At 34.9% G+C, this 12,175-nt stretch carries 9 protein-coding genes; 6 read left to right on the top strand and 3 right to left on the bottom strand.

The annotated features are described in order from the left end of the window. Window positions 1–517 precede the first annotated feature (517 nt). Both E2636_RS19650 and E2636_RS19645 read right to left on the bottom strand, forming a co-directional pair. On the bottom strand, window positions 518–640 hold the full coding sequence (locus E2636_RS19650) for a hypothetical protein (RefSeq protein WP_407670245.1): 123 nt from the start codon (window positions 638–640) through the stop codon (window positions 518–520). A gap of 336 nt (window positions 641–976) precedes the next feature. Next, window positions 977–1,144: a transposase gene (locus E2636_RS19645; RefSeq protein ID WP_166669509.1), complete on the bottom strand. Its 168-nt coding sequence runs from the start codon at window positions 1,142–1,144 to the stop codon at window positions 977–979. A 489-nt stretch (window positions 1,145–1,633) separates the two neighbouring features. Between E2636_RS19645 and E2636_RS11010 the strand changes: the two genes are divergently transcribed. From E2636_RS11010 to E2636_RS10985, 6 genes are all read left to right on the top strand, one after another. Beyond that, window positions 1,634–4,699 (top strand): efflux RND transporter permease subunit, encoded by a 3,066-nt coding sequence (locus tag E2636_RS11010; protein ID WP_134210230.1) that lies wholly within the window; start codon window positions 1,634–1,636, stop codon window positions 4,697–4,699. A 92-nt stretch (window positions 4,700–4,791) separates the two neighbouring features. Next, entirely contained in the window at window positions 4,792–5,877 is a 1,086-nt protein-coding gene (locus E2636_RS11005; RefSeq protein ID WP_134210229.1) for an SDR family oxidoreductase, read from the top strand. Between the two features lie 230 nt (window positions 5,878–6,107). Beyond that, window positions 6,108–6,809: a TerC family protein gene (locus tag E2636_RS11000; protein ID WP_134210228.1), complete on the top strand. Its 702-nt coding sequence runs from the start codon at window positions 6,108–6,110 to the stop codon at window positions 6,807–6,809. A 189-nt stretch (window positions 6,810–6,998) separates the two neighbouring features. Next, window positions 6,999–7,841, top strand: a complete 843-nt coding sequence (sigI, locus tag E2636_RS10995) for an RNA polymerase sigma-I factor (protein ID WP_243840620.1) — start codon at window positions 6,999–7,001, stop codon at window positions 7,839–7,841. Then, a complete protein-coding gene (locus E2636_RS10990; protein WP_134210226.1) occupies window positions 7,841–8,914 on the top strand; it encodes an anti-sigma-I factor RsgI family protein in 1,074 nt (357 codons plus the stop codon). Before sigI ends, E2636_RS10990 begins: the two co-directional genes overlap by 1 nt. 140 nt (window positions 8,915–9,054) lie before the next feature. After that, window positions 9,055–10,404 carry a TrkH family potassium uptake protein gene (locus E2636_RS10985; RefSeq protein WP_134210225.1) on the top strand — a complete coding sequence of 450 codons (1,350 nt, stop codon included), beginning with the start codon at window positions 9,055–9,057 and terminating at the stop codon, window positions 10,402–10,404. A 20-nt stretch (window positions 10,405–10,424) separates the two neighbouring features. On the opposite strand, the gene E2636_RS10980 is transcribed toward E2636_RS10985, so the two are convergent. Further along, window positions 10,425–12,173 (bottom strand): B12-binding domain-containing radical SAM protein, encoded by a 1,749-nt coding sequence (locus E2636_RS10980; RefSeq protein ID WP_134210224.1) that lies wholly within the window; start codon window positions 12,171–12,173, stop codon window positions 10,425–10,427. Window positions 12,174–12,175: the final 2 nt, after the last annotated feature.

The following is a 12,175-nucleotide window of genomic DNA, read 5'->3' as shown; positions in this document are numbered from 1 at the left end:
CGTTGGTGAAGAATTTTAGTCGGCTATAATTGAATTATTTACTTGTCTCGGGACTGTCTAGAAAGTCAGTAAAACTGACTTTCTAGACAGTCTTTTCTTATGATTAGTCAAGTATCCCGCTGCTTTCCGTTCCAACGCATTTTCATGTTTCGAAGCTAGCAAAGCGATGCAGCTCAATTTCATGTTTCGAAGCTAGCAAAGCGATGCAGAAACAGAAACAGATGGACGCTTTCCGCGGGCACGGCTTCAGCCTCCTCAGGCCAACAGGATGTTGGTCACGTAGGCGTTGCCACACGAGGTGGCGTACTTAGCCTTCGTTCCATTGTGCTCCTTTAGGATCTTCAGCTCGCACTTTTCCCGATTGGACGAACTGTCATTCGTCCAATATCTTTGCGGCGAGTAAGCGCAGGAGCACATGTTTTCTCGCCATCTTGCACTCCAAACAACTGAAATTGAACGTTAAAATTAGATAAGAATATATAAATTGCCTGATCCAGTGAAATGATTAAAAATAGGATTATTCTGCTTTTGAGCATTGTTTTTGTTCGCTTTGTTTATCAGCTGGTTTAAATTTAAGGTGTAAAATAATACGGTTTTTGTAATTCTGGAAATTTCTATATACATAAGCGACACGATTCAATACGTTGATTTTTTTGTTAGTTCCTTCAATTCTTTCGTTATTGTAAGGTAAATAAAGCTGTTTTCTATGAACGGAAGATGTTTTCTTAACGTTTTTAAGCTTATAAACTTGAAATTAAAGGTGAAACAAATCTAGTTAAACAAGTCTCTAATCCCTTGAAATTCTTACCAGACATAGCTTTTATAAGTTCTTGATAGAGCCTATAATTCGCTTTTAATACTGGATAATACGCTAACATTTCTTCTACAATACTTGTCGCTAAGCGTTGCCCGAATCATGGGTAGTATTTATATTCTATGCCGGATAGTTCAGATTCTTTTTAAGGAGTAGTTTCCATTAACGCTTCAGGCGACGGTATTTCTTACTATTATCATAAGAATCTGTTTTAGGTTTATTGATCATAGTAATACGACATTTATTCATAGAGCGATTCATTAATTGAACTAGATGAAATGGGTCAATGATAATCTTCGCTTGCGGAAATAACTCTTTGATGACACTCACATAGCCTGTAACAAGTGAGTTCCCTCCTGGAAGATGGTTTTGGTCGACTTTTATTCTACAAGGAATCTCACTTGTTTCTTATATTCTCTTAGCGGACTTCCGTGCAGAGCGGCGACTCCGGTGGGAATTGCGTGACAGGTGAGACCCCACAGGAAACGAATTGTGCACAATTCGTTTGCGACGAGTAGCAGGAGCATTGATTTTTTTGGGAGACGAGGAGGCTCACCGCACGCCGCACGGAACGCGTCCGCTCGAAACGGAAATCAGCTTGTATCAGGCTTTTTTTAGTTTTTATTTCACCAACGATATATTGTACAACCTATTATATTAGGTTTGTTTTCTGTCATTTTGAGAGTTCACATTTTGTATCATTGGATAAAAATTGTCAATATTGTGTCATTGCGACTTTATGGACGATTCATATTTGAAGTAACTGGGCGTAACGCATATTATAGATATAAAGGTTTATGTAGGAAAGGAATTTACTAAATGAAAATTAGCGATTTTTCAATAAGACGCCCCGTATTTACAACAGTTATTATGTTTTTAGTCATCATTTTAGGAGCAGTATCATTCTTTAAAATTCCTGTCACCTTGATTCCAGAGCTGAATCCACCAATTGGTGTTGTTGTGACTAGTTATCCTGGGGCAAGTCCTACTGAAGTAAGTGAAAAAGTGACAAAACCACTTGAAACAAGTTTATCAACATTACCTGGCATAAAAACTTTGCAATCTTCTTCTCAAGAAGGTGCAAACTTTATATTATTACAATTTGATTGGACGACTGATATTAAAGATGTGCAAGCGGATATCATGCAACGTATTGATCAAACACCAATTCCAGATGACTCACAGAAACCACGATTTTTAAAATTTGACCCTGCACAGTTTCCAGTCATACAACTTTCTCTTCGTGCACCTGAAAATGCGGGAGACGTTCGTGTAATTGCGGAACAATTAGAAAAAGAATTACGTCGTACGGATGGAGTAGCAAGTGTCAATGTATCTGGAGCGTTAATTGAAGAAGTACAGATATTGCTCGATCAACAAAAACTGGAAGAAAAAGGATTAGCGCAATCAGATATTGTACAATTAATTCAAGCTAACAATATTTCGTTTCCTGGTGATCCAATTGAAACAGATGATGGCAAGCAATTAACAACTCGAATTGTGAGCACATTGACAACAGTTGAAGATATTGAAAATCTTGTTGTAACTGTCAACCCATTAGATGGGGAGGATGTAACTGTTGCAGACGTTGCGAAGGTTGAATTAACTGAGCAAGAAACATCGACAGAAACTAGAGCGAATGAGCAACCAGCCGTATTGATGTCTGTCCTACAAGAATCTGGTGCAAATACAGCCGATGTTTCAACATCATTTAGAAAGTCTCTCGATGAACTATTACAAAAAGATGAATTTAATGGGGTAGAAGCAGATATATTATTTGACCAAGGTGATTATGTGAAACTAGCTATTGGTAATATTGGCTCTTCTCTTGCCTTCGGTGGCCTTTTCGCTATGTTGGTGCTATTTATCTTCTTACGTGGAATTAAAAGTCCTATTATTATTGGAATCGCCATTCCATATTCGGTCATTGTAACGTTCGTTTTAATGTATTTTGCCGATTTTGCGCTTAACATTATGACATTAGGGGCTCTTGCATTAGGAATTGGTATGTTGGTTGATAATGCAATTGTCGTAATTGAAAATATTGAACGCCATTTGGCAATGGGTAAAGACTCAAAAACCGCTGCATCCGAAGGAACAAAAGAGGTGGCAGGTGCAATTACGGCTTCCACTTTAACGACAGTATCGGTATTCGTTCCAGTAATCTTCATTACTGGATTAATTGGTCAGATTTTCAAAGAATTCGCGTTAACGATATCATTTAGCTTGCTTGCTTCCTTGGTAGTGGCTTTGACGGTTATACCAATGCTAGCGAGTCGTATGTTAAAAAAACCTAGAGGAAACTCTGAAGCGAAGAGAAGACGTTCAAAATCTTATAATAATTTTGAACGTACGATAAAATGGGCACTTGGCCATCGTCTCATTGTAATCTTAATCACAACAGTCATGCTAGGAGCGGGGGCATTTGGTTTATTCCAAGTAGGGACTGAATTTTTACCTGCGACAGATGAAGGGTTTGTAAGTGTTGATGTGGAGTTAGAAAATGGCTCTTCAGTGAGTGCCACAAAAGAAGTAGTAGGAAAAATAGAAGATATATTAAAGAAAGAAAATGAAGTAGACGTATACGTCAGTCTAATTGGTGGAACTCAGCAAGGGCAGTCACAAGGATCATCCCAAGCCAATAGAGCAGAAATGTATGTGAAGCTAGTTCCTTTAGCAGAGCGAGAACGATCTGTATTTGAATTTGTTGATGAAGTTCAACCGGAAGTGAAAAAAATTGTGGGAGAACAAGCGGAGGTTAATTTTAACTTACAAACAGCTGCAGGTTCTACACCAAATTCTCTATCGTTTACAGCAACAGATTCAGATAACAAACGACTAGAAAAAGCCATTACTGAGATTCAAACATCATTACGTGAACTTGAGTCAGTCACTGAAATTACGAATGATTTGGAAGAGACGATTGATGAAATTCAAATGACTATTAATAGAGAAGCAGCAACTGAAAATGGACTTGCTCCAGCTCAAATTGCACAAACAGTAAATACGGTGACGCGTGGAGCATTTGCTACACAAATCATTTCTGAAAATGATGATGTATACGGTGTATTTGTAAAATACGACGAAAAAGATCGTAGTAGCATTGAACAGCTCAAAAAATTAAAATTACGTACGCCTTCAGGTCAGTTTGTTGAACTTCAAGATGTAGCCAAAATTGAAATTGCGCAAGGACCTATTTCTATTCGACGAGTTGATCAAGCGAGTTCAGTAAACTTTACATTAAAATATGAATCAACATACTCACTAGGGGAGATGTCTAAACAAGTTGATAAAGTGCTTAAAGAATTAAAGTTGCCTGAAGAAGTAGATATTACTTTTGGTGGGGACAGAGAACTTTTTGAAAGTGCAATTAATGATATGTTACTTGCGGTTGTGCTTGCGATTGTGCTTGTTTATATCGTAATGGCAGCTCAGTTTGAATCGTTTAAATATCCATTTGTCATTATGTTCTCAGTGCCACTTATGATTATTGGAGTTGCATTAGGCTTGTTTATTACCCAAACACCAATAAGCATTACAGCTGTAATTGGCTTATTAGTACTCGTTGGGATTGTTGTAAATAATGGGATTATGTTAGTTGATTTTATTAATCAACGTAAAAATAGAGGCTATTCTTCAATGGAAGCCATTGTTTCTTCCGTTCGTGATCGAGTCAGACCTATATTAATGACTGCTCTTACTACAATTCTTGCGTTAATACCATTAGCAATTGGAATTGGTGAAGGAACAGAAATAAATCAACCAATGGGAATTGTCGTTATTGGTGGGCTTATTAGTTCGACGTTATTAACGCTCTACGTAATACCTGTTATTTATAGTTTATTCGACCGAGAAACGCGTCGACATGCAAAAAAAGAAGAATAATAACGTACAACGTCTATTATTAAAAAATAGACGTTGTTTTTTAATGATAATTTTTGTATTATTCAATTAACGATAGTTTCGGAGGAGATTATATGCAAACACCACTATTTACTGGATTTCCAGGGTTTATCGCTCGACAAATCATGCAAGAATTGATTAATCAAAAAAAAGTTAATTCCATCTATGCAGTTGTTTTACCTTCTCAAATGAAACTTGGAAAAGAAATTGTCAAAAAAAGCATGAACGTGCCGTTCGATGTAGAGATCAGATTAATCGAAGGAGATATCACATTACCTAACTTAGGAATTTCACCTAATGATCTCGAAACACTTTATAAAGAAATTAATACAGTTTGGCATCTTGCGGCCTTATATGATTTAGCTGTACCTAGAGTTGCAGCTTGGAAAGTGAATGTTCATGGTACGAATATGGTGAATAATTTTGTCCAAACATTACCGGAAATAACGAGATATATGTATTTTAGTACGGCATATGTAGCCGGAACACGAGAAGGCATATTACGTGAAGAAGAATTGATTAGACCAAAGGCATTTAAAAATTATTACGAAGAGACAAAATACGAGGCAGAAGTACTCGTTGAAAAATTGAAAAAAATCATTCCAATAACAATTATACGTCCAGGAATCGTTCGAGGACATTCTGTTACAGGAGAAACGATTAAATTTGATGGTCCTTACTTCTTCATCAATATGATTGATAACTTAAGAAAACTTCCAATAATTCCATATGTCGGGAGGTCTCAATCATTTATTAATGTAGTCCCTATAGATTTTTTAATTAAAGCAGTAGTTTATAGTTGTGACAATGAACTAGCATCTGGAAAGACTCTTCATATAACCGATCCAAACCCACATCCAGTAGAAGAAGTGTATCGCCAAATGGTCTTAATAGTGACAGGAAAATTGCCTCAAGGACGGATACCACTAGCGCTTGCAAAAACAGGTCTTCAATTACACTTCTTGAGAAAAAGATTAGGGGTGGAAATAGAAACATTGGATTATTTAACTTGGGAAGCACAGTTTGACACCACATTCGCTGATACGTTATTAAAGGATAGTGGGATTGAGTGTGCTGATTTTATTTCTTCTTTGCCGTCTATGATTGCATTTTATAATATACACAAAAAAGAAGAACAATATCATATTAAAATTAACTAGTATGTTGTTTACAACTTTGTAGAGTATGCTATAATTAAAAAACATGAAAACTTAATAGACTTTGACTTTTGTCAAGGGGGAGTAGCTATAGGGAAACCTACTTCATAGTCGTCAATACATGGTATTTACCATCGGCTATGATAGCCATTTAAATAATGAGCTTAGCAAGACCTTTGCCTTTATAGGCAGAGGTCTTTTTGTTTTCAGAAAAATGGTAAAGGGAGAGAATTATGGAATTATTATCAATGGAATTTTTAGTAGCATTATTATCAATTATTATGATTGATTTAGTCTTAGCAGGAGACAATGCAATTGTTATTGGGATGTCTGCTAAGAACTTACCAGAGCATCATCGCAAGAAAGCCATCATATGGGGGACTGTCGGGGCAGTTGTAATAAGAATTTTAGCAACACTGGCTATTGTTTGGCTATTAAAAATTCCAGGATTACAAGTTACTGGTGGAATTATTTTAATATGGATTGCTTATAAATTGTTAATTGAAGATAGTGAAATAGAAGGTCATAAAGCATCAACAAACTTATGGTCAGCAATAGGTACGATTATTGTTGCAGACACAATCATGGGTTTAGACAATGTACTGGCTGTTGCCGGGGCTGCACATGGTAATTTCATATTGGTGGTAATAGGGTTAATTATTAGTGTGCCTATTATGGTATGGGGAAGTACTCTATTTATTAAAGTCATTGATAAATACCCAATCATTATTTATATTGGATCTGGTGTATTAGCCTTTACAGCAGCTAGAATGATTACTCATGAACGCTTTTATTTAAAAGAATACTTTGATGCTAATCCGATTATTGCGTGGACGATGATAATTTTAGTAACTGTAGGTGTGCTATACGCTGGACGAATGAAAAATCGTAATACATTAGCGATGACGAAATTTAGAAAGAAATCAAGAGAATAACTTTGACTTAGAAGGAAAAATTAATAAATATTTTATGAAAATAAAAAAATATAGAAATTTTTAAAACAGTTATAAATCAATTGATTTATAACTGTTTTTTTATTTACCCCCATAAATATATGGTAACTCTTCGAATAGTCTGAAGAACATGAAAAATCTTTCCGATGTCGTAAATAAATTGTTAACAAAATGAAACGCAAAATGACTTTTCATTTTTACAAGAACCCGGTACAATCGATAGGACTTAACTATTGTGCAAAATGGGGTGAGCTTGTGATACTAGCTTCAATTCAAGGACTATTTTCAAAGAAACAATCAAAAATCGATATAGAAGAACTAGTAATACAAGCGAAAAATGGGGACAATGAAGTTCTTCATGAAATTCTTTTAGCCTATACTCCTTTTATGAAAAAAACAGCCTCATTTGTATGTAAACGCTATATTAGCGAACAAGATGATGAATATAGTGTTGCGATGTATGCCTTTTATGAAGCCATCGAGCATTTTGAATTAAATAAGAATGCCTCTTTTTTAACGTTCGCGCACCTGCTGATTCGGCGTAAACTGATAGATTATATTCGTAAAGAATCTAAAAGAAAAGAATTTAGTTTAGGTCAAATGACAGCTGAACACGAAGAGTATCAGGATTCATTTGCAATCTTAGAATCTTCTCATTCATTTGAACAATTTACAGCGAAGCAGCAGGAAGAAGAAAGAAAACACCAAATTAAAGTGTATGAATCTTTATTAAAACCTTTTGGATTAAGTTTCCAAGAATTAGTTAAAGTTTCTCCTTCACACGAAGATTCACGTCAAACAGCTATTCAGATAGCTCAAATAATAGTTGAAACAGATGAGTTTTATGAAATATTACAAACTAAAAAAAGATTACCAATGAAAGATCTTGAAAGTTTAGTCCATGTATCTCGTAAAACATTAGAACGGCATCGCAAGTATATTGTGGCACTTGTCATTTTACTAAAAAGCGATTTGCATTACATTAAAGATTACTTAAAAGGGCGGATGCCATGATGGATACTCAAAAAGGAATTGTGTTTGAGACAAAAGCTACTTATAGTATTTTTTTAACTTCAGATGGACTTTTTATAAAAGGAGTTCCTATTTGTAGTTCTGTCCAAGTAGGTGAAGAAGCATCTTTTCGACCTTATAATCAAGTGAAGCATCCAAGAATCTCATTAAAAACAAAGTGGACAACTCCAATGTTTGCTATTGCTGCCACAACCATTCTATTATTCTTTATACTACTGCCTTCTCAATCAACAGTTTCCGCTTTTGTTCAAATTGATATTAATCCAAGTATAGAACTTGGGATAGATAAAAATGGAAAAGTTTATTTATTTAATGGCCTTAATGAAGATGGAGTAGCTCTTAAACGTAATATTTCTTTTTGGAAAGGCAAACCATTGTCATGGGTAATGCTTCGAATTATTAATCAATCACAATCCATTGAGGAAAATGAGAAGATTAACATTACTGCCATTTATCAAAATGAAGTAGATCAAGAAACTTTAGGGAAAGTAATTGCAACTGCAGTCTCCACTTCGACCAGTCAAGTTATGACAAAAGAAAATGTGAAAGTGATCAATGCTTCTACTTCTGATCGTGAAATTGCAAAAATAGAAGGTATTTCTGTTCGACAATATCATGATAAACTCGAAGTGGAAAAAGAGAAAAAAAATTCAAAGGAAAATAAACAACGCAATTCACAAAGTAAGGAAAGTGAAAATGTTAAAATTAAACCAGCTCACACCAGAAATAACGTAAATGAAAGAACAGCACCAATTAGTGAGGTTAATCAAACTCATAATCAAAAGGGAACTGTGAAGTCCGAAAAGGAAGGTAACAAAAGTAAAGAGGACATAAAAAAGCCTAGCGACAAAGAACAATCGAATGAACTAAAGAAACCCAATGAAAATAAAGTAAACGTTCAATCTAATCAACAAACTAAATTGAAAAAAGAAGAAATTCACACGAATAAAAAAATAAAAAATGATGGAAATAAGATGAAATCATCAAAAATAAACACAAATAAAGATAAAAAAAATGAGAATAGAAATAGAAATACTAAGAAAATAATGCGATAAACAGATTAATTTAAAGTGCTTCTCGAAAAGAGAAGTACTTTTTTTTTGTAAAAAAATAGATTTCCTCTTTCTTTTTTTGTTAAAGTTTCTTAGAATAAGCATATGACCGACAGCGTCTTTGAAAGGACTTGAATTTTTTTATGCATCCTATTTTTCGTGGAATACGAAAATTAACACCTGTTCAAGCCATCGTCTCTTATTATTTCCTAGCAATTGCAATATCAGTGGGACTATTAAATTTACCTGGAGTTCATCAACAAGGAGTTCAAGTAAATTTTATTGATAGCTTATTTACTTCTGTAAGTGCTGTTAGTGTTACAGGACTCTCTGTATTAAACATATCAGAAACCTACACAACTTTTGGAATTGCTATGTTAATGATCATCCTTCAACTTGGAGGCATCGGCATCATGTCTCTCGGTACGTTCGTATGGTTACTTATTGGGAAAAAAATTGGTTTGCGTGAACGGCAATTAATTATGATTGACCATAACCAGCATTCATTGTCCGGGGTCGTCAACTTAATTATAGAAATCATAAGGTTATTATTACTCATTGAATTGATTGGTGCGCTTCTTTTGACTGTGTACTTTACTCAATTTTATGACACATTTTCAGAAGCTTTTTTACAAGGGTTGTTTGCATCTGTCTCTGCAACGACAAATGGTGGGTTTGATATCACTGGTGAATCAATGATTCCTTACCATAACGATTATTTTGTGCAAATCATAAACATGTTTTTAATTATTTTAGGTGCAATTGGGTTTCCTGTTTTAATCGAAATGAAAGCTTTTTTATCTAATAAAAACAAGAATTTTCGTTTTTCATTGTTTACAAAAATTACAACACTAACATTTGGAATTTTGCTCTTGGTTGGTACGGTTGTAATTTTAGCTCTAGAAATGTTTAATTCATTTCGTGAAATGTCATGGCATGAAGCATTTTTTACAGCATTATTTCACTCCGTGTCATCTCGATCAGGTGGTCTAGTTACATTTGATATAACAGAGTTTTCGCAAGGTACTAATGTATTTATGAGTGCATTGATGTTTATAGGAGCTTCGCCAAGTTCAGTAGGCGGGGGAATTCGCACGACGACGTTTGCAATCGCGATACTTTTCTTAATTAATTTTGCTCGAGGGAAAAATGAAATACAAATATTCAATCGAGAAATTCAACTAATCGACGTGTTTCGATCATTTGCAGTTATCATATTAGCTATTTTTATGGTGTTATTTGCAACAATTGCATTATCAATTTCAGAACCAACTTTATCGATTACAGCCATTGTTTTCGAAATAACATCAGCGTTTGGTACATGTGGAATGTCTCTGGGAATTACTAGTGAATTATCGAGTTTCGGCAAATCACTTATTATGATTTTAATGTTTGTAGGTCGTGTTGGTTTGATATCATTCCTCTTCACAATTGGTGGTCGAACCACAAAGACGAAATATCATTATCCTAAAGAACGTGTGATTATAGGTTAAAAAAAGAGCAGGTCCTGAAATCAGGATACCTGCTCTTTTGTTATAAACGAAAATTGAGGTGCTTGTCCAGGTTTGAAGAAGGTTAATAAATATCCTTCTTTTGAAACCACTTGTTTTTGTTTAAGTTCATCTAAATCAAGAGAGAATGGAACTAGTAAAGTTTGCTTATATACTTCTCGTTCATGAAGATGAAGTTCGGCAAACGGTATTCCAGCAAGATTCGGGTTTTGAATAATTTTCCTATATATTGCTGATTGATCTTCTTTTGCCATCTCTTTATCCCACCAAGGTTTACGTGGTTGGAATTGATGGTGTTCTAAGTAATCAAGTTTCATCAAACTTTTCACTATGGTCATATCTGCACGACCATCTTGAATTAAAAACTCATCAAGTCGTTTAAACAAATCTTCAAGTTGGTGGCCAATCCTTGACCATCCTTTTTCTTCCCAATACGTTCCAAAATCTTGAAAGAAATCAAAAGGTGTTTTAAACGTTTCACTCACCAAATAGTCGACCGTTCTATCGAGTCTATGATCATTCCAGTACTTTTCAAGAACATCTTCAGCTTGTTTTATTCGTAACATATCGTCAAAGCTCAAAACATTATTTGCAAAGATTTCGTAAGGGGCTTGGTCAACAAATACGTAACCATACTCTTCAGCTTGTACTCGTAGTCCCGTTCCACGTAAAAGTTTAAGGAAACCTAACTGTAATTCTTCAGGTCCCATGGCAAATACATCATTAAAAGTTTGTTTAAAAGATGTATAATCTTCTTCAGGCAACCCAGCAATTAAGTCTAAATGTTGGGCTATTTTTCCCCCTTCTTTCACCATGGTCACAGTTCGAGTTAATTTAGCAAAGTTTTGCTTTCTTTTTACAAGTTCATTTGTTAAATCATTTGTTGATTGGACACCGATTTCAAAACGGAATAGACCGGCAGGAGCATTATCGTTCAAAAATTGGATGACTTCTGGACGCATAATATCTGCAGTGATTTCGAACTGAAAGACAACGCCAGGTCGATGCTCATCAATTAAGAATTGAAACATTTCCATTGCGTAGCTGCGGCTGATATTAAATGTACGGTCAACAAATTTTATTATCTTTGCATCGTGAGCCATTAAGTAACGGATGTCTTCTTTTACTTTTTCACGATTAAAATACCTTACGCCTACTTCTATCGATGATAAACAAAACTGACACGAGAATGGACATCCTCTGCTCGTTTCAATATAGGTAATCCGCTTAGATAAATGAGGGATATCGTCTTCAAAACGAAATGGTGATGGCATTTCGCGTAGATCAATTTTTGGACCTTGTGGATGAAGCATGAATTTATTGTCTTGCATATAACAAATCCCAGGTACTTCTTTTAGAGGAATACTTCCTTCCACATAGAAGAGCAACTGTTTGAATGAAATTTCACCTTCACCCATTACAATATAATCTATTTCTTCAATACGTCTTAACCAATAGTTTGAATCATATGATACTTCAGGTCCTCCAAAAACGATAATAGTTTCAGGACTCACTTTTTTTAGTAAACGTACGACCTTTATCGTTTCTTCAATATTCCAAATGTAACAACTGAAACCGACAACCTTTGGTTTCTTTAAATAAATTTCTGAAACTATATTGAATGCAGGATCTTTTATTGTATATTCAGAAATGATTGGATTAAATTCAGGCTGCACACTTGCTTTTAGACATCTCAATGCCAAGTTTGTATGAATATATTTAGCGTTCAATGTTGTTAAGACGATGTTCATAT

Origin of the sequence: Paenisporosarcina antarctica, assembly GCF_004367585.1 — a bacterium.
GTDB classification, from domain to species: domain Bacteria; phylum Bacillota; class Bacilli; order Bacillales_A; family Planococcaceae; genus Paenisporosarcina; species Paenisporosarcina antarctica.
This window is presented reverse-complemented; position numbering and strand designations above follow the sequence as displayed.

Excerpts from the sequence above, each read along its gene's own strand:
- E2636_RS11010 (WP_134210230.1), top strand. The coding sequence starts at position 1,634 with ATGAAAATTAGCGATTTTTCAATAAGACGCCCCGTATTTACAACAGTT.
- E2636_RS11005 (WP_134210229.1), top strand. The coding sequence starts at position 4,792 with ATGCAAACACCACTATTTACTGGATTTCCAGGGTTTATCGCTCGACAA.
- E2636_RS11000 (WP_134210228.1), top strand. The coding sequence starts at position 6,108 with ATGGAATTATTATCAATGGAATTTTTAGTAGCATTATTATCAATTATT.
- sigI (WP_243840620.1), top strand. The coding sequence starts at position 6,999 with ATGAAACGCAAAATGACTTTTCATTTTTACAAGAACCCGGTACAATCG.
- E2636_RS10990 (WP_134210226.1), top strand. The coding sequence starts at position 7,841 with ATGGATACTCAAAAAGGAATTGTGTTTGAGACAAAAGCTACTTATAGT.
- E2636_RS10985 (WP_134210225.1), top strand. The coding sequence starts at position 9,055 with ATGCATCCTATTTTTCGTGGAATACGAAAATTAACACCTGTTCAAGCC.
- E2636_RS10980 (WP_134210224.1), bottom strand. The coding sequence starts at position 12,173 with ATGAACATCGTCTTAACAACATTGAACGCTAAATATATTCATACAAAC.